This window comes from Vreelandella sp. H-I2, from assembly GCF_052959335.1.
Window position 1 is genome coordinate 185,451 of the sequence record NZ_JBRAMC010000001.1, and the last position, 18,296, is coordinate 203,746.

At 54.8% G+C, this 18,296-nt stretch carries 20 protein-coding genes; 5 read left to right on the top strand and 15 right to left on the bottom strand.

The features are described 5' to 3' along the window. Nucleotides 1–5: 5 nt before the first annotated feature. The 12 genes from ACUVOF_RS00945 to ACUVOF_RS01000 form a co-directional block, all read right to left on the bottom strand. Nucleotides 6–848: a fructosamine kinase family protein gene (locus ACUVOF_RS00945; RefSeq protein ID WP_447042576.1), complete on the bottom strand. Its 843-nt coding sequence runs from the start codon at nucleotides 846–848 to the stop codon at nucleotides 6–8. Nucleotides 849–909: 61 nt separating this feature from the next. Then, nucleotides 910–1,863, bottom strand: coding sequence for a transaldolase (gene tal, locus ACUVOF_RS00950; RefSeq protein ID WP_447042577.1), 954 nt, complete (start codon nucleotides 1,861–1,863; stop codon nucleotides 910–912). Nucleotides 1,864–1,914: 51 nt separating this feature from the next. Next, nucleotides 1,915–3,402, bottom strand: coding sequence for a xylulokinase (gene xylB / locus ACUVOF_RS00955; protein WP_447042578.1), 1,488 nt, complete (start codon nucleotides 3,400–3,402; stop codon nucleotides 1,915–1,917). Next, on the bottom strand, nucleotides 3,402–4,889 hold the full coding sequence (locus ACUVOF_RS00960) for a mannitol dehydrogenase family protein (RefSeq protein ID WP_447042579.1): 1,488 nt from the start codon (nucleotides 4,887–4,889) through the stop codon (nucleotides 3,402–3,404). The genes xylB and ACUVOF_RS00960 overlap by 1 nt, the downstream gene beginning before the upstream one ends. 72 nt (nucleotides 4,890–4,961) lie before the next feature. Further along, nucleotides 4,962–5,597 carry a nucleoside/nucleotide kinase family protein gene (locus tag ACUVOF_RS00965; protein WP_447042580.1) on the bottom strand — a complete coding sequence of 212 codons (636 nt, stop codon included), beginning with the start codon at nucleotides 5,595–5,597 and terminating at the stop codon, nucleotides 4,962–4,964. Between the two features lie 7 nt (nucleotides 5,598–5,604). After that, complete coding sequence (locus ACUVOF_RS00970; protein WP_447042581.1) at nucleotides 5,605–6,390, bottom strand: L-iditol 2-dehydrogenase; 786 nt, start codon at nucleotides 6,388–6,390, stop codon at nucleotides 5,605–5,607. Then, nucleotides 6,387–7,103, bottom strand: a complete 717-nt coding sequence (locus ACUVOF_RS00975; RefSeq protein ID WP_447042582.1) for an HAD family hydrolase — start codon at nucleotides 7,101–7,103, stop codon at nucleotides 6,387–6,389. The genes ACUVOF_RS00970 and ACUVOF_RS00975 overlap by 4 nt, the downstream gene beginning before the upstream one ends. Then, entirely contained in the window at nucleotides 7,100–8,251 is a 1,152-nt protein-coding gene (locus ACUVOF_RS00980; RefSeq protein WP_447042583.1) for an ABC transporter ATP-binding protein, read from the bottom strand. The genes ACUVOF_RS00975 and ACUVOF_RS00980 overlap by 4 nt, the downstream gene beginning before the upstream one ends. A gap of 12 nt (nucleotides 8,252–8,263) precedes the next feature. Then, the gene (locus ACUVOF_RS00985; RefSeq protein WP_447042584.1) at nucleotides 8,264–9,130 is read right to left on the bottom strand and encodes a carbohydrate ABC transporter permease; all 867 of its coding nucleotides are present in this window, start codon (nucleotides 9,128–9,130) and stop codon (nucleotides 8,264–8,266) included. 29 nt (nucleotides 9,131–9,159) lie between these two features. Further along, nucleotides 9,160–10,050 carry a carbohydrate ABC transporter permease gene (locus ACUVOF_RS00990; protein ID WP_447042585.1) on the bottom strand — a complete coding sequence of 297 codons (891 nt, stop codon included), beginning with the start codon at nucleotides 10,048–10,050 and terminating at the stop codon, nucleotides 9,160–9,162. A gap of 69 nt (nucleotides 10,051–10,119) precedes the next feature. After that, nucleotides 10,120–11,439: an ABC transporter substrate-binding protein gene (locus ACUVOF_RS00995; protein WP_447042586.1), complete on the bottom strand. Its 1,320-nt coding sequence runs from the start codon at nucleotides 11,437–11,439 to the stop codon at nucleotides 10,120–10,122. Between the two features lie 220 nt (nucleotides 11,440–11,659). Then, nucleotides 11,660–12,610: a sugar-binding transcriptional regulator gene (locus ACUVOF_RS01000; protein ID WP_447042587.1), complete on the bottom strand. Its 951-nt coding sequence runs from the start codon at nucleotides 12,608–12,610 to the stop codon at nucleotides 11,660–11,662. A 127-nt stretch (nucleotides 12,611–12,737) separates the two neighbouring features. Between ACUVOF_RS01000 and ACUVOF_RS01005 the strand changes: the two genes are divergently transcribed. Beyond that, nucleotides 12,738–13,049 (top strand): NGG1p interacting factor NIF3, encoded by a 312-nt coding sequence (locus ACUVOF_RS01005; RefSeq protein ID WP_447042588.1) that lies wholly within the window; start codon nucleotides 12,738–12,740, stop codon nucleotides 13,047–13,049. Nucleotides 13,050–13,076: 27 nt separating this feature from the next. Here the strand turns inward: ACUVOF_RS01005 and ACUVOF_RS01010 are convergent, their stop codons facing one another. Then, nucleotides 13,077–13,634, bottom strand: coding sequence for an NUDIX hydrolase (locus ACUVOF_RS01010; RefSeq protein WP_113270331.1), 558 nt, complete (start codon nucleotides 13,632–13,634; stop codon nucleotides 13,077–13,079). Nucleotides 13,635–13,728: 94 nt separating this feature from the next. Between ACUVOF_RS01010 and ACUVOF_RS01015 the strand changes: the two genes are divergently transcribed. From ACUVOF_RS01015 to ACUVOF_RS01025, 3 genes are all read left to right on the top strand, one after another. Then, nucleotides 13,729–14,400, top strand: coding sequence for a CoA pyrophosphatase (locus tag ACUVOF_RS01015; protein WP_447042589.1), 672 nt, complete (start codon nucleotides 13,729–13,731; stop codon nucleotides 14,398–14,400). Further along, complete coding sequence (locus ACUVOF_RS01020) at nucleotides 14,397–15,065, top strand: 2OG-Fe(II) oxygenase (protein ID WP_447042590.1); 669 nt, start codon at nucleotides 14,397–14,399, stop codon at nucleotides 15,063–15,065. Before ACUVOF_RS01015 ends, ACUVOF_RS01020 begins: the two co-directional genes overlap by 4 nt. A 287-nt stretch (nucleotides 15,066–15,352) precedes the next feature. Then, nucleotides 15,353–15,766, top strand: a complete 414-nt coding sequence (locus ACUVOF_RS01025) for a PRC-barrel domain-containing protein (protein WP_447042591.1) — start codon at nucleotides 15,353–15,355, stop codon at nucleotides 15,764–15,766. A 140-nt stretch (nucleotides 15,767–15,906) separates the two neighbouring features. On the opposite strand, the gene ACUVOF_RS01030 is transcribed toward ACUVOF_RS01025, so the two are convergent. After that, entirely contained in the window at nucleotides 15,907–16,329 is a 423-nt protein-coding gene (locus ACUVOF_RS01030) for an OsmC family protein (RefSeq protein ID WP_447042592.1), read from the bottom strand. Between the two features lie 238 nt (nucleotides 16,330–16,567). Between ACUVOF_RS01030 and ACUVOF_RS01035 the strand changes: the two genes are divergently transcribed. Next, nucleotides 16,568–17,473 (top strand): DMT family transporter, encoded by a 906-nt coding sequence (locus ACUVOF_RS01035; protein ID WP_447042593.1) that lies wholly within the window; start codon nucleotides 16,568–16,570, stop codon nucleotides 17,471–17,473. Here the strand turns inward: ACUVOF_RS01035 and ACUVOF_RS01040 are convergent. Then, the gene (locus tag ACUVOF_RS01040) at nucleotides 17,427–18,275 is read right to left on the bottom strand and encodes an MOSC domain-containing protein (protein ID WP_447043214.1); all 849 of its coding nucleotides are present in this window, start codon (nucleotides 18,273–18,275) and stop codon (nucleotides 17,427–17,429) included. The two genes, ACUVOF_RS01035 and ACUVOF_RS01040, sit on opposite strands and share 47 nt — an antisense overlap. Between the last annotated feature and the right edge of the window lie 21 nt (nucleotides 18,276–18,296).

Consider the following 18,296-nt stretch of genomic DNA (forward strand, 5'->3'; position numbering starts at 1 on the left):
AAGGCTCAAGTGAAAGATTCGAGCCTCGCCACACTGCGTTCAACCGCCGAACGGTAACCCGCACCGAACAGCAGCAGGTGATTCAGCAGCGGGTAGAGTTGAAACAGCGCTTCACGCCTCGGCCAGTCGGCCGGGGCGTCACCGTTCCAGTAAGCGTCAAAAAATGCCTCGCCCGGTGAGCCAAACAGGGTCAACATCGCCACATCCACTTCGGGATAATGGCGATACACGGCTGGATCGATAACAGCTGGTCCCTTATTGGTGAAGAGCACATTCCCCGACCATAGATCACCGTGCAATAAGCTGGGCGGTGTGTCGGATAACCAATGCTCTAAATCCTGAGCCAGCCGCTCGATACGCTCACGCAACGGGTTATCCAAGAGCCCGTGCTGGTGGCATGCCTCACATAGGGGCAATAAACGGCGTTCGCGCTGAAAAGCCCGCCCGTCACTGAGTGGCGCATTTGGCTGAGGCGTAAGCCCACAGGCATTATCTTGATGCCAGCCGTGGGCAACACCACTGACATCGTGCAAGCCGCGCAACCCTTCGCCTAGCGCGGCCTCACTCTGTGGCCCGGCGGGCACGGTGTCCAACGACTCAATGACCAGCCAGCCCTCAGACAGACCTAGCACCTCTGGTACTATCAGCTTTGCGTTGGCTCTGAGCAGCGCACGCAGCCCTTCGGCCTCGCCACGCAGCCGTGCCGCATCGTCGTGCTTAATAACTACCGCCCCCTGGTGCGTCTCAAGACGATACACAGCTGCGATGTCGCCCCCACTAAGCGGCTGCAAATCGCCGGTGGGGGCAAGCTCGATAGATTCCAACCACTGACGCAGCTTAGCGTCCATACTACTCTCCAAGAGGCCAAATACGTCTCCAAGAGGTCAAATGCGCTCTTAGATTATTAGCTTAGCCCAGCCGTTTATCGATCAGGCTTTCCAACTCCAACTGATCATCGTGGAAGCGGCGGATGCCTTCGGCCAGCTTGTCGTTAGCCATGGCGTCCTGGTTATGGCCCCAACGAAACGCTGGCTCGCTCATTGGCTCCGGCTTCTTGCCACTGCCTTTTCCAGCACTGATCTGCGCGGCAACGCTGCCTTCAGTGGCCTCCAGCTCTTCCAGCAAAGCGGGTGAAATGGTCAACCGCGGGCAACCTGCCAAGGCCAGCACCTGTCCGGTGGTACGGAAGCTCGCTCCCATCACCACAGTATCAAAACCACCCTGGTTGGCCCGCTCGCAAACGCCTCGCACAAATTGAACGCCCGGGTCATTTTCAGGCGTGTAGTCACTGCCCGTCTCTTTTTTGTACCAATCGGTGACGCGGCCAACAAACGGCGAGATCAAGAACACCCCGGCATCAAAGCATGCCTGGGCCTGGGCATCGCTGAACAGCAGTGTCAGGTTGCACTGGATGCCTTCGCGTTCGAGCACTTCGGCGGCGCGGATACCTTCCCAGGTCGAGGCCAGCTTGATCAACACGCGGTCTCGCGCTACACCACGCGCGTCGTAAAGCTCGATTAATTCATGGGCTTTGGCAATGCTTGCCTGGGTATCGAACGACAGCCGGGCAGCGACTTCGGTAGAGACTCGCCCTGGCACAACGGCGGAAATTTCGCTGCCCATCGCTACCGCAAGGCGGTCAACGGCATGGGTTATCTGTTCTTCACGGCTGCCGCCGGACGCTTTGACACTCTTCAGCTCTTCATCAATCAGCGCTTGATAACCGGACAAACTAAACGCCTTGAGCAGCAGTGACGGATTGGTCGTGGCATCGTGCGGCTGGTAACGGCGAATAGCGTCAAGATCACCGGTGTCAGCGACGACGAGCGAGTGTTGCTTCAACTGTTGCAGTTGGCTGGTCATATTCTCTCCTTAAAATTTGTCCAATCCTGGCGCTTCTATTCAATGCTTTATTTAAACGCCGCCATGACGTTGTTCAAGGGCGGCATAATAGCGTGCATATACCGGCTGGTAGGCTGCGACGCGATCCGGATGTGGGTCGGCTAGCGACTGTGCGTCCAGATGAACCAACCGTTCACACAACGCTTCAAGCGTTACGCCGTGGGCGCGCTGGTCGCACCATGCCGCCTGTATTGCTGCGCCTAGTGCTGCGGCATCGGTAATCTCAGGGCAAATCACCTGAGTATTGGTAATATCGGCCACCATCTGCCGCCAGACGGGGCTATTAGCGCCGCCACCGATCAGCCGAATCTGGCTGGCGCCAGCCGTGATATCACCGAGTAATTCCAACCCATAGCGTAGCCCGAACGTGGCTCCTTCCACCACGGCCCGACACATGTTTGCCTGGGTGGTGTTCAGGCTGGTCAAGCCCAGGAAGTCCGCCGAAGCATCCGGCAGCATGGGCACCCGTTCGCCATTAAAGAAAGGCAATACGGTGATGCCTTCAGCCCCTACCGGCGCGCTGGCCACTTTCTCGCCAAAGGCTGCCAGGTCCAAGCCAAACAGCTCTCTTACCCGCGTAGTGGCTGACGTGACGTTCATGGTACAGATCAGCGGCAGCCAGCCACCGGTACTTGAACAGAAATTGGCTACCATGGCGTTGTCGCATTCCACTGGCGTCGACGAGTAAGCGCAGACGGTGCCGGACGTGCCCAAGCTTAGCGTAATCAGCCCCGGGGTAATGTTGCCGGTGCCAATAGCACCCAGCATATTATCGCCGCCCCCAGAGGAAACTACCACCTGATCGCCAAGCCCCAACTCGCGAGCCACCACCGAGCGTACAAAACCTACCGGTTCGTGGGCGTCGAGCACGCGTGGCAACACTTTTTCAGGGTCCAATTCAGGTGCTATCTGGTCAAACACTTCAAGCTGCCAGCAGCGCTTTCGCGTATCGAAGTAGCCGGTACCCGAGGCGTCGCCCGCATCGGTGACACGCTCGCCAGTTAGCCAGAAATTGAGGTAGTCATGGGGCAGCAGCAAGGTTTCGATACGCTGATATGCAGTCGGATGCTGCTCGCGCAGCCAAGCAACCTTGGAGGCGGTATAGCCAGTTTGAAGTACCAGCCCCAGCTTATCCAGGCAGCCCGCCTCGCCGCCCAAGCGAGCGACCAAATCAGCGTTCTGTACACTGGTTTCAGTGTCGCACCACAGCTTGGCGGGGTAGACCGGCACTCCATCCGCATCGAGGGCCACCATGCCGTGCTGCTGGCCCGACACTCCAATACCGCGTACCTGACTGGCTGACACGCCAGCGTTATCCAACGCGGCAAAAAAAGCGCCTTTCAAGGCCGCCAGCCACTCGGAGGGCGCCTGCTCACGCCGGCCGTGTTCACCTTCATCCAAACGATGAGGTCGGCTGGCCTCTGCCAGGATCATTCCTTTCTCAACGTCGACCACTACTACCTTGGTACTCTGGGTACCGCAATCTACCCCGATATACATCACAACGATCCTTTGGACGACACCAGGCCCTCTAGCGTAGTGCGAGCGCCATGGTCGTGCAGTGAATTGAGCGCCGTTAAGTAAGCCTCAACAAAGCGAGTGCTGCCGACTAAATCACCAAACAACTCGCGATTTTCGATAAATGCGGTGGGCCGGGTACGGTTTTCGGCCGCAATAGTCATGAGCGGCGCCTTTAATCGATCGACGATCTCAATAGGCTCACCTTGCTCGTCCACGCCTTCAGCGTAGCGCGCCCAACTGGCCACCACGGCAGCGCTGCGAACTATCTCGCCGCCCTGGGCTAACTGCTGACGAATCACCGGCACTAGCCATTTAGGAATACGGTCAGAGCTTTCAGCGCATAGCCTGGCCAGGGTATCTCTGATTTGCGGATTAGCGAAGCGCTCAATCAGGGTTAAGCGGTAGGTTTCCAAATCAACCCCTGGCACCGGCGCCAAGGTGGGCGTGCCCTCTTCGCGCATATAACCCAGCAAAAAATCGACGAACAGCGGATCTTGGCACACTTCATGAGCGTAGCGATATCCGGCTAAATAACCAAAATAGGTCAGCGCTTGGTGGCTGGCATTGAGCAGGCGCAGTTTCATCAGTTCGTAAGGTTCGACATCCTCCACCACTTGAACACCCACTTTTTCAAACGCCGGGCGGCCAAGAGGAAAATGGTCTTCCAACACCCACTGAGTGAACGGTTCGCAGACCACCGGCCAGGCGTCCTCGACACCAAAGCGCTGAGCAAGCTCGTTAATATCATTGGGCGACGTCACCGGTGTAATGCGATCCACCATAGCGTTGGGAAACGCCACCTCGGTCTTCAGCCAAGCGCCTAACTCGACATCTCGCGCCTGGGCATAGGCGCCGAACATACGCTTGGCGACATCGCCGTTGCCTTGAATATTATCGCAGGACATCACGGTGAACGGGGCGATGCCCTGCGCGCGGCGGCGGGCAAGCGCTTCTACCACGAGCCCAAAGCTGGTAGAGGGCTGAGTGGGGTTGGCAAGATCGGCACGCACCTGGGGATTATCCAGATCGAATTCGCCGCTCACCGGGTGAAAATTGTAGCCGCCTTCGGTGACCGTCAGCGACACAATGCGAATCGCCGGATCGGCCATTTGCTCGATCACTGCCTCGGTATTTTCTGGCGCAAACAGGTAATCCACCATGCTGCCAATGACCCGCGGCTCGTATTGGCCATCGGGGTGCTTGACCACCAGGGTGTAGAGATAATCCTGCGCTTCGAGTGCCTGCTGCATGCGTTTGTCACCAGGCATTACACCCACGCCAACAATGCCCCAATCCAGCGCCTCGCCCAGATTCATTAATGCATCTAGATACATCGCCTGATGGGCGCGGTGAAAGCCACCTACCCCGATATGCACAATACCGGGCGTAAGCGCGCTACGGTCATAGCTGGGTGTGGCAACATCGGCGGTCAGATTGCCCAGGTTGTGATTGTTAAGTCGGGTCATGGGTGCTCTCCAGCCAAGGCCTACTTGGCGCGATGGGGGTAAATGAAAGTGGCTAAAGCGGCATGAAAGGCGCTAGCGCCAGCGCTGGTCGGACGGTAAACAGCAATTTTTTACTAATTGAGCGTTGAGCATATCTTTGTGATGGGTGCGCGCCAGCGCCCCGGCGCGATCCTGACCCATCTCAAGCCAGCGATCGATCAGCCGCTCGACCAGCACTGCGTCGTCGATCTCTAGAAATAGTGTCCAATCAAACAGCGGTCGCAGTTCGCGCCAGGGGGAGCGATCAAGCAGCAGGTAATTGCCTTCGACAATCACGATGCGTTGCTCCAGGGCAATCAACCGCCCTCCAGCACGCGCTAGATCCAGCGGGCGATCAAATACCGGCACCGCTACCGAGTGGCGAGCTTGGCGAATGCGTTCAAGGTCACAACGCAGCCCCTCAACATCAAAGGTGTGCGGTGCGCCTTTGAGCGGCAGTTGCTGTTCGCCCAGCACGGCATTATCGAAGTGGTAGCCATCCATCGGCACCAGCCCGGCTTGACCCGGCAGGCGCTGATTAATGGCAGTGCAGAGCTGGGCACTACGATACGATTTGCCAGCGCCAGGCGGACCTGCCAAGGCCACTAGATAGCGGGAGGCACCTTCGGCGGCGCGAATAATCTGCTCAGCTAACGTATCAAGATCAGGCGTATAAATATCAGGCGTCATGGCGACCTCAACTCATCCAGTTGCCACCATCGACATTGAGGGTCTGGGCGACCATATAGTCGCTATCCTGGCTAGCCAAAAACACTGCGGCACCGGTATGGTCTTCCGGCAGGCCCATACGCCCGAACGGCACCGCTTCGCCTACCAAGCGCTTCTTTTCGCCTAGCGGGCGGTTCTCATAACGGGCAAACAGCGCGTCGACTTCCTCCCACATCGGCGTATCCACCACGCCAGGGGCGATACCGTTAACGTTGATACCGTGCTTAATGAGATCCAATCCGCTGGACTGAGTCAGGCTGATGACGGCGGCTTTGCTGGCGCAGTACACGCTGACTAACGCCTCACCGCGGCGCCCCGCCTGGGAAGCCATGTTAATAATTTTGCCCCCCTGACCGCGTGCCACCATCGAACGCGCAACCGCCTGCAGGGTAAAAAACATGCCTTTAGTATTGACCGCGAATTGTTTATCAAAGCTCGCTTCGGTCACCTCGAGCACCGGCGCCATATCGAAGACCGCGGCGTTATTGACCAAAATATCGATACCGCCAAAGCGCTGTGTCACCTCCTCTACCATGGCGTCAATCGAGCTCTGATCGCAGACATTGAGTGCCACACCCATCACCTTCTCGGCGAGCCCCAGCTTTTGCAGTGTCGCTACGGCCTCGTCGATGGCGGCACGATCAATATCCGCCACCACGACACTGGCACCTTCTGAAAGGTAGCGCTGAGCAATGGCCAAGCCGATACCGCGAGCGCCACCGGTAATCACAGCGGTTTTATCGATCAGTTTCATAGCGATCCTTGATTAGTGCGTGACGCCGTTAATGTTTGGAAAGCAGGGCCACTGGTTTGCCATTCTTCCACCAAGGCTGCCAAACCGTGCATGTGCTCTAATACCCGCCAAGCGCCAGCTTGAATAAGTCGTGCCGATTGCCCAGCATCCACGTGGCTCGCACCGACAAAACCTATTACGCACATACCGGCAGCATGAGCGGCAGTCACGCCAGCAACGCTGTCTTCCACCACTAGGCAGTCCCTAGGCACTTGCCCTAACTGGGACGCCGCCAACCGATAGAGCGCGGGGTCAGGCTTGGGTTTAGCCACTTGGTCAGCGGTAAAAATAGGCACCTCGCCAAAGGCCTCCGCCAATCGCGTACTCTCCAGCGACGCTAATACGCGGCTACGCCGACTGTTAGAGACAACCGCCTTATCCAAGGCAATACCACGAATCGCCTTATCGGCACCCTCAATTGCTTTAAGCTCCCGTGCCAAGCGCGCTTCAATGGCGGTATCTACCTGCTCGGTGGCATCTAAAGGCAGTGAGTGAGCGCTTAATGCTTCAAGATGACGCAAGATATCTGCCGTGGTCATCCCTAGTGCCTGGCTAAGCACCTGTGAAATATTCAAATCAGGCAGCCAGCGGGAGAGGTATTCCACCAGCGTGCCTTCAGCAAGGGCTTCGCTGTCGACCAGCACGCCATCACAATCAAAGATCAGCGTCCTCATGCAGTCTCCTCTGAAGGCGAATCAGAGGCGCGGTTATCATGGCGGGTTAGCCCCGCCAGCGGATGTTGCTGCAAACTCGGCAGGGCTAGCCCGTCAGCATCAAACAAGTGAGCGCATTTAGGGTTAAAGCCAAAACGCACCGTGTCGTGCACTCGATGCGCCACATCGCCATCGGCCATGATCGTGACTAGCGTGTCGTTCATCCTTACGTAGAGCGAGGTTTGGCCACCGAGGCGCTCAAGCACTTCGATCTGCCCGCTCAGCGGCCCCTGTTCTTCGAGTACCAGATGTTCAGGGCGAATACCCAGTTCAAGCGTGGCGTTACTATCCAGGTGCTGGCCATCGACCGGCACGCTTCGCTCACCGCCGCCCGGCAAGCGAATACCCACCCCATCGGGTGCCACGCCGGTCAGTGTTACCGGTAGAAAGTTCATTTTCGGCGAGCCAATAAAACCTGCCACAAAGCGATTGCGCGGGTGATGGTAAAGGGCCATTGGTGAGCCCACCTGTTCGACCACACCGTCATGAAGCACGACGATTTTATCCGCCATGGTCATCGCTTCGATCTGGTCGTGGGTCACGTAGATCATGGTGGCGTCCAGCTCGTCATGCAGTCGCGCTAATTCAATACGCATCTGCACCCGCAACGCGGCATCCAGATTGGAAAGTGGCTCATCGAACAGGAAGATGCTCGGGTTACGCACAATCGCCCGGCCAATCGCCACCCGCTGGCGCTGGCCACCAGAAAGCGCTTTGGGCTTACGATCCAAGAGTGGCTCAAGTTGGAGAATCTTGGCCGCTTCCAGCACTTTGGCACGCCGTTTCTCTTTGGATACACCGGCCAGGCGCATACTGAAGCCCATATTGTCTTCTACCGTCATGTGCGGATAAAGCGCATAACTTTGAAATACCATGGCGAGGCCGCGATCTGCTGGGCCGACATCATTGATACGTTGTCCATCGATCAAAATATCGCCGTCGGTGGCGCTTTCCAGCCCAGCAATCATGCGCATCAACGTTGATTTACCGCAGCCCGAGGGGCCAACGAAGACCACGAACTCGCGGTCATTGACCTCAAGGTCGATGCCCTTGATCACCTCGGTGTCGCCAAAACGCTTAGTAATATTGTGTAATTGTAGTGTTGCCATGAGGAAGATCCTTTACTTGACGGCACCAAAGGTCAGGCCACGTACCATCTGTTTTTGCGTCATCCAACCGAGTATCAAAATCGGCGCAATGGCCATGGTGGAAGCGGCAGACAGTTTGGCCCAGAACAGCCCCTCAGGGCTTGAGAATGAGGCGATATAGGCCGTTAACGGTGCGGCTTTTGAGGTGGTCAAGTTGAGACTCCAAAATGCCTCGTTCCAACTTAAAATGACCGACAGCAGGCCTGTTGAAGCGATGCCTGGCAGCGTTAACGGCAGCAGTAAATAGAACACTTCCTGGAACGTCGAGGCGCCATCCATACGACCCGCTTCAAGAATATCTTTGGGCATATCCTTAAAGAAGGTGTAAAGCATCCATACCACGATCGGCAGGTTCATCAGCGTGTAGACGATAATTAGCCCCGTGCGGGTGTCTAACAGCCCAACGTCGCGGAAGATTAGGTAGATCGGCACCAACACACCTACTGAAGGCAGCATTTTGGTGGAGAGCATCCACAGCAAGGTGCCTTTGGTGCGCTTAGTGGGCAAAAAGGCCATGGCGTAGGCGGATGGAATCGCAATTAGCAGCGCTAAGAACGTAGAACCAAACGCTACCGCGACGCTGTTAAGGGCAAATCGTGCGTAGCCTGATCGCTCTTGCACCGCCTGGTAACTCTCCAAGGTGGGCGAAAAAATCAACGTGGGATCGGCAATCGCCGCTGATTCGGTTTTAAAACCGGTCAGGATCATCCAGAAAATTGGAAAGAAGATCACCAGCGCAACCGACCATCCCAAGACCGTCAGAAAGGCGCGCTTGGTTTGTGCTGACCGCCACCCCGATACCGAACGGGGCGACGCCGTTTTGGAAACTAATGTTGTCATCGAAGTACTCCCACGACACAGGTGCCGGTCTAGTCTTCCAGGTTTTTGGCCACCATACGGACCAGGAAGATCGCCACGATATTGGCAAGAATGATCGCAATCACCCCACCGGCAGACGCAGTACCGACGTCAAAATCCAGCAGCGCACGAATGTAAATTAAGTAGGCCAAGTTGGTGGTCGCCAAGCCAGGCCCACCAGAGGTGGTCACAAAAATCTCGGCAAAGATGGTCAGTAGGAAGATCATTTCGATCATGACCACCACGCTGATCGCACGCTTAAGGTGCGGTAGGGTGATAAAGAAGAAAATTGCAATTGGCCCCGCACCGTCCATGCGTGCAGCTTCTACTTGATCCTCATCCAGCGACTGCATCGCGGTGAGCAAAATAAGCAGCGCAAAGGGAAGCCACTGCCACGCCACGATGATGACGATCGATGTTAACGGCAGCGACGAAAACCAATCGACAGCGGGCAGGCCAATAGACTCGGCCAACCACGACAGCACCCCGTTAGACGGATGCATCATCATGTTCTTCCACACCAGCGCACTGACGGTAGGCATGACGAAAAACGGCGAGATCGCCAGCACGCGAGCAATTCCGCGCCCTGAGAACTCCTGCTGAAATAGCACCGCGAGCAAAGTACCGCCAATCACGGTAATCGCCAGCACCCAACCCACCAGTAACAACGTATTGCCCATGGCGGCCCAAAGGGCTGGGTCGGTGAGAAGGTATTCATAGTTTTCCAACCCGGCAAAGCCGGTCATGCCGGGCATTAGCAGGTTGTAATATTGGAAGGAGAACCATAGCGTCATGCCTAACGGCACAATCATCCATAGCAACAGCAGCGTTACGGCTGGCGCTTGCAGTAACAGCGTTCTCAACCCTCCGACGGTGCGGCCGGAGGCACGGGTTCTATTCATGGGAGCACCTACAAAAACACTGGAGGGGAGCAACGCCTGCCTTGGTGTCCAAGGCAGGCGAGACTGTCATCAGTCGAGGTAACCGGCACGCTGCATAGTGCGTTCAGTGGCACGCTGGGCACTCTCGAGCGCCTGCTCTACCGTGGTATCACCAGTTAGCGCCGCGGCAATCGTTTGGCCGACTTGGGTACCGATTGACTGAAACTCAGGAATGCCCACGAACTGAACCCCGACATAAGGATTGGGTTCCAGCGTTGAATCGGTTGGGTCGGCGTCCTGAATAGCCTTTAACACGAAGTCAGCAAAGGGAGCTGCTTCAGTGTACTGCTCGTTGGCGTAGGTTGACTCACGAGTACCCGGCGGCACGCTGGTCCAGCCTTCGGTTTCGCCAACCAGCTCGATGTACTCTTGCGAGGTGGCCCAGGTAATAAACTCACGCGCCGCTTCCTGGTTCTCTGAAGACGCCGGAATAGCTAGCGCCCACGACCATAACCAATGAGAGCCTTTCGGTGTTTCGGCCACTGGCGCCGGAGCAAAGCCTAGGCTGTCCGCCACATCGGACTCATTGGCGTCATACAATTTGCCTGCCGCGGAAGTGGCGTCGACCCACATGGCACAGTTGCCACGGGAGAACAGCGCTAGGTTCTCGTTGAAGCCGTTGGAGCTTGCGCCTGGTGGGCCGTAATCGTTGAGCAAATCGACATAAAACTGGATAGCGTTCATCCACTCCTCAGAGTTGAGTTCTGGATTCCACTCCTCATCGAACCAGCGACCACCGTAGGTGTTTACCAAGGTAGAAACAAAGGCCATGTTTTCGCCCCAGCCGGGTTTACCGCGTAAACAAATACCGGCCAAGTCCTCTTCACTGCCGTGCAATTCACCTGCCCACTCGCGAACTTCTTCCCAAGTAGGCTGATCACTCATTTCAATACCCGCTTTATCAAACAGGTCTTGGCGGTAGTACATCATCGAGCTTTCCGCATAAAACGGCAGCGCATGAAGCGTGCCGTCCAGACTCAAACCATCGCGGACTGAGGCCAGCAGATCGTCTTCGTTGTAGTCGTCAGGCAGGTTATCCAGCGGTGACAGCCAGCCGCGTTCCGCCCAAATAGGCACTTCATAAGTACCAATGGTCATGACGTCAAATTGGCCGCCGCCGGTAGCAATGTCGGTGGTCATTCGCTGACGTAGCACATTTTCCTCAAGTACTACCCAATCCAGGGTAATGTCGGGATGCGCTTCTTCGAAAGCCTCAGTGAGGCTCTGCATGATAACCATATCGTTATTGTTGACGGTGGCCACGGTAATTTCGGTTTGCGCTTGAGCTTGGCCGGACATGGCGATGGCGGCCGCTAGCGCGGTGACGGGCAAGTGACGTGCGAGTCGCATATAGCACTCCTATGGGCATGTATTGGCATTGTTGTTGCCTTGATCATATTGATCACCGAACGAACAAATGATCTTACGTAAGCCAAAAAAAAGCAAAGCCGATTGGCTTAGACTTTACGCTAACTTATCACTTTTGATGCATATTGCAGCGCACTCACCTGGTTTTAAGGACGGGTTTTAAGGACTGGTTCCTTTAAGGTCTGGGATAGATTTGAAAGCCCTAGAGCGCCTCAACAATCTGCCGAGCAGCCACTTCGTCGGTGACCAACCCTTTTAGCCAACCACCACGCAATGCGGCATGAATCGCCGGGGCTTTTTCGTGCCCCCCCGCTATTGCTACCATGTGGTGCTTACCAAAACGCTCCAGAGGAAGACTTGTCACCCGCCGCGTAATAGAGCAATCGATCACTTCACCATTTCTGTCCAACGGCCAGCCAAGCAGCTCGCCTACCGCCGCCAAGCCCAGCAGTTCATCCAGTTCGCTTTCACTAATAAAATGATCTTGAAACAGAGTGGCCTGACGGTCGATGCGACCGATACCGATAAAAGCAGCTTCGGACTCCCTTGCTACATCGGCAATCGCCTTGAATAAACGCTGCACCAGCATTGCCTGTTTTTCGGCGAGCGATTCGGCCACCACCGGCGCGGGTAGTAAAAAACGCTCTCCTCCGGTTTTATCCGCCATCACCATGACGGCATCGTAGCGGTTGGCCGAGCCGTCCCGGGCAACATTACCTACCAAGGATACAAAGCGATGCTGGGGGCGTTCAACGCGGCTGAGTGCTTCTACCGCCGCACGTACCGAGCGCCCGGTACCAAGTGACAGCGTCAATGGCTCGCTACGCTCTACCAATTGAGCAATGCGCTCAGCCGCGGCTATCGCTAGATAGCTGGCAGCGCTTTCGGCGGCGTGGTTATCGGCAGGGACAACGTCGCAGTAAGTCAGCTCAAAGTGATCACGTAGCGTCTTCCCTAGTGCCATACAATTAGAGATAGGGTGATCGATATGTACTTTTACCAAGCCCTCTTGCCGCGCCAACGCCAGTAAGCGCTGTACCCCTGGCCTTGAAACCCCCAATTGATTGGCAATCTCATCCTGTGTCATTCCGCCCACGTAGGACATCCAAGCGGCTCTGGCCGCCTGATCCAGCTTTACTTCAAATTTATCCATTGGGCGGCTCTCAAAACAGTCATAAAAGCATCATCATACAAAGCTTAGTCCGCGACCTGTAGTCGTCTATCCGCTAACATACCCAGAGCTTAATGTTTTTCATGGACCGATCGCAGGGAGATATAGCATGTATAAGCTCGCTTTTTTTGTTCCTATAGAAGATGCGGAAAGCGTCAAGCAAGCAGTGTTCGAAGCCGGTGCAGGCCGTATTGGCAACTATGACCATGCCTGCTTTCAAACCCTAGGCACGGGCCAATTTCGCCCCACGGAAGAAGCCAACCCGCATATCGGCTCGATTGGCAGCTTGGAGAAGGTGGAAGAGTTCAAAGTCGAGTTGCTGTGCGATGAAGCGCATATCCACGGCGCCATTGCCGCCTTGAAACTTGCTCACCCCTACGAAGAAGTCGCGTATGATGTTTGGCAGTTGGCCGACCTTTAAGCACATACACGTAGTACTACTGAAGACTCATGCACTACCAAAATAGCGCTCGCGGTCTTCAGGGGTCACCATGCTGATATGCAGCGGAAACGCATTGAGGGGTCGATCCGCGTAAAAGTGCCTAAGCGTGCGCTCAATCGTCATAAAGGCAAGCTCATCCCAGGGGATCTCGTGTTCTTCAAATAACGCGACTTCCGTGCTCTCTGGTCCCGCACTGAAACCACCGACTAGCTCAGCGCGAAAAATCATATACACCTGATTAATATGTGGTAGATCAATGAGCGTATACAGGTTAGCTAATTCGACCTCGGCACAAGCCTCTTCGCGGGTCTCTCGAACCGCGGCTTGCTGCGTCGATTCGGCATTTTCCATGTAGCCAGCCGGTAGCGTCCAATAGCCTTTACGCGGGGCAATCGCGCGCTTACAGAGCAGTACTTTGCTGCCACTAACCGGCAAAGTACCCGCCACAATGCGGGGATTCTGGTAGTGGATCGTGCCGCAGACATCGCACAAGTAACGTGGGCGGTCGTCGCCTTCAGGAATGGCAAAACGTACTTTATCACCACACTGGCTGCAAAAATTCATCGCATATTCTCAACGGCTGGTGGATAGAAGCCTCAACGCGCTTGACGTTAACGACCGCTGCTGGGTAAAAGAGAACAAAGTAACGGGATGCCCCATGTTAGAGAAACTGCGTAAACAGCTGCAACAGCTTACTCCTCAACGCTTGGACCACATCGTGATGCCCGAGGCCGCGGTACTGTTGCCGATTGTTGAGCGCCCTGCGCCTACCTTGCTGTTTACTCGCCGCGCCAGCCATTTAGCCACACACAGTGGTCAAGTGGCATTTCCAGGTGGCAAGCGCGAGCCTTTTGATACGGATCTTTACGCCACAGCGCTACGCGAGGCTGAAGAGGAGATTGCCCTTGACCCCGGTCTAGTGCAACCCCTGGGACGTCTGTCAGATGTCATTTCACTGCATGGAATACGCGTGACTCCCTGGGTAGGTATTATTCCGCCTGATTTACCTTTGGTCGCTGACCCAGGGGAGTTAGATGCTATTTTTGAAGTCCCGTTAAGCCATTTTCTCGACGACCACCGCACACATACCGATGTAATTACGGTGGATGGGGTTGCCCACTATGTTCCCAGCTATCATGTCGATGGCCATGTCATCTGGGGGTTATCGGCAATGATGCTAGTGGAACTACTGACTGAAGGTTTTGGTATGCCGATCGATTTGTATCAACGCCCCCTCGGCCTGCTTCGCCACCACCCTGAACGTAACAGCCGTCTCTCTCAATCCTCCAAGAGCGCTTCCCACCCAGCGTCAACGAGGTCCAACAAATGACCCCTTCTGTTGCTACCTTGTCATCTGCGCTGCACCCAGCAACGCCAGCCAACCTTGTCGATGCGCTGGTTGAACAGGGCTGGTATGTCGGACGAGAGGTAATTGATCTTGCACTTTGTGATGCACTGAATCACGAAATTTTGCATCGAGCGGCCTATCAAGGCTTAGACGAAGCGGGCATTGGCCGAGGCCAGCAGCACCTGCTACGTAAAGATATTCGAGGCGATGCGATCCACTGGCTTGATCGTGAAAGCGCTGCCCAGCGGCGCTATTTAGACGCCATGAGCGAATTACAGCAGGCGCTTAATCACGCGCTGTTTTTGGGTTTATTTGAGTACGAAGCTCACTTTGCCCACTACCCCCCTGGGGCTTTTTATCAGCGTCATCTGGATAGTTTTCGCGGGCGCGCTAACCGCGTCATCTCCACTGTCGGTTATTTAACCCCCCACTGGCCAAGCGACGGTGGTGGGGAGATGGTCATCTATCACCCAGATGATCCAAGCCAGGAGGTTGCCCGCGTAGTGCCAGAGGCAGGTACGTTTGCCTGCTTCCTTTCAGAGTCCATTCCCCATGAAGTGCTGCCCACACGTTACCCCCGGACCAGCATAGCAGGCTGGTTTAGACGCAATGCGTCACTGGGTGGCGTGCTTGATCCAGCGCGCTAGCGACACGATTTTCAACTACTTTCAGCTACTTTCAACTACGCTAAATTAATTAAACACAAATAGTTAAGAAGTTGCATTTTTGAACACAGCGACTAATCTATGTTTGTATTTGCGAAGAAAGGCGCAATACGGCGTTAATTACTTAATCGTAATTAACACAATCAGGAGTAATAGTGCAGGTGTTGCCATCACTTATTTAATCGGCAACTAATACCGACGCTATTGATTTATTCGGGCTGTTACGCGGAATCGTTAAGGCCCAATAAAATCGCAAGGAGCAAGTAAAAATGAAAATGATCAAACCCGCTATTCTAGGTTCTCTCATGGTGCCGGCTGTTATGTTTGCTGCAGGCGCGGTAAATGCCGAAGAGAATACCACCACCATGGAAGCGACTTACCTGACGGATACGCCAGAAGGCACTTTCCATTCAGATGCTCTGACCGGTAACCAAGTCAAAAGCAGCGTCGAAGATGACGAAGATATTGGCACCATCACTGACCTTGTCATTGATGAAGATGGGCAAATCAATGCCGTTGTTGTAGGTGTTGGTGGCTTCCTAGGAATGGGCGAGAAAAACGTCGCCATCGAATGGGATTCACTTGAACTGACCAAACATGAAAATGGCGAAGACTACGTCATTACCGTTAACGCTTCACAAGATGCGCTTGAAGCAGCTGAAGCATATAACCGCGAACAATGAGCGTCGGCTAGCTATATAAAAGATTAGCTGCATAAAAGCCTTGGCATTTGCCAAGGCTTTTTTATTACCTTCAATTCACCACTTAAAATCAATAAAGATCCACACATAATGGCTATATGTGGACCCGTGTATTAATTAAATCAGGCTTTTAATTTAGCGGTCATGCTAATCTCAGCATTAAGAACTTTGGAAACGGGGCAATTAGCTTTGGCCGTTTCTGCCGCCTCCTGGAAAGCAGCTTCGTCGGCGCCACTGATCGCAGCGACAACGTCCAGATGAATTTTCGAAATATCAAACCCTGCATCGCTCTGGGAAAGAGTCACCTTGGCGCTGGTTTCGATAGAATCGGCGGTATAGCCTTTATCACCCAAAATCATTGAGAGCGCCATTGAGAAACAGCTGGCGTGCGCTGCACCAATCAGCTCCTCAGGGTTAGTGCCTTTTTCATCCTCAAAGCGCTTGCTGAAGGAGTACTTGGCATCTAAAACGCCACTTTCGGTTGAAACGGTGCCTTTACCATCCTTAAGACCACCTTCCCAACGTGCGCTAGCTGTACGATCCATAACAACTCCTTGTGTGCAAATAACCTTGTATGCCAATAAACCTAGACGTGTTGTCAAACCCTAGGCGTGATGTCAAACATAGCCTAGCGGCAATTGCCGTCCAGACCCTTAACCAGCGTAGCTGATTTTCTTTCGTTCTGCCGAGCCAACACACTCTAAAGCTTCCATCGACCTCAGTTCAGCCGTAAGCTAACGGGCTTCCTCGTTATCATACTTATTAGCCCTTAAGGACCCCACCATGTCGTCGGCTGACACGCTGCGCTTGATACTGCTCTCTTCACTCTGGGGCTTGTCGTTTATTTTTATGCGCGTGGCCGCCCCCGAATTTGGCGCGGTGCCGTTAGTGCTGGTGCGCATGGGAATTGGCGCACTACTGCTAACGCCACTGCTTATGAGCCTGCACTATCTGCGACTCATCTGGCAGCATAAGGGACCGCTATTATTCTTGGGCATAGTTAATCATGTACTGCCTTTTTCGTTACTTGCGCTCGCTACCACGCGCCTTGAAGCGGGCTTTACGTCATTGATTAACGCTACGACGCCGATTTTTACCGCACTGATTGGCGCCCTATTTTTCGCGACCGCCATCCAGCGCCAGCAATACTTAGGCCTCGCCCTGGCACTAGTAGGTGTTTATGTGCTCTCTGCGGATCGACTTGATTTTGCGCTGGGTGGCGATGGCTGGTTTATTTTAGCCGTCTTAGCAGCAACCTTTTGCTATGGGATTGCGGGCAACTATTCCAAAACACGCCTCGGCCATCTGCCAACGCGTGTGCTAGCCGCTGGCAGTAGTGCCATGTCGGCGCTGGTGCTGCTGATTCCCGGTATTTTGCTATGGCCAAGCGATCCCATCAGCCCTTTAGCGTGGGGAAACGCTCTGGCACTCGCCGCACTCAGCACCACACTTGCCTTTCTACTCTACTTTGGCTTACTCGCCAGCGCGGGCGCTACCGCAACGTCAACAGTGACTTTTTTGGTGCCGGTGAGCGCACTTATCTGGGGTTACCTGCTGCTCGGCGAAACACTCAACCTGCAAATTATTGTCGGCATGGTAATTACGCTGATCGGCACGGCTATTGCGACAAAATTACTGCGCGTTAAACGCCGCGGGACGCTGCCACCAGCCTATCCCCCACACGAATAACACTGCCAACGCCAGCAATTAACGTGGCATTTTGACCAAAATACGCACCTTTCAAGGAGGGCTGTGTATTGAGTTCAACTAAGGTCTTTAACGGTTCCGCAGGGGCAGGCACTGCCGCCGTGTGCTGGTCAATCGTCGTGATCTTGCACCGCTTACAGGGCTTACGCAGCGCGAGCTGAAAAGCGCCGTTTTGCTCATTGAGCGTTACCCAGCGGTCTTCAGCCCATGCCTCGTTGCTCTCAACGACAATATTGGGTCGAAAGCGGTTCATAGGCACAGGGGTTTGCCCTTTTGCCACTAACGCTTGATTCAGTGCATCTAACGAACCCGTGGTAGCAATTAAAAAAGGATAGCCATCAGCAAAATAGGTATGTGCCGAACCGCCATCAAGAAAATCTTGTTCCACCGCCCGGGTAAACTCGGTGGCAAAGCGCACCAAGCTTAACCCTTGAGCCTGTTCGCCCAATGCAGCCTCTAGCCAACGCGTTACGTTTTTACCTTCAGGCAACGCTTTACAGTGGTCATCCCATACGCTGACGAGGCGCAGATTCCCTTGAGGCTCAGCCAACGGAATGCTTAGCGGTTCGACATCATGATGCGACAGGACTAGGGATTCCTCAGTCAGCGCAACCTCAATAGTGGCAAGCGCCGGCAGTTGACGCTGGGTCACAAAACGCTGATGGGTGTCCACAAGCATCCAACGACGATCCCAAGCAAGACCGTGCTCTTGCAGCTCACTGCGGGTAACGCTGATGCCTTTTAATGATTTAACGGGATAGATGTTAAGTTGAGTAATCTGCACGGCGGCCTCGCGATAAATGTA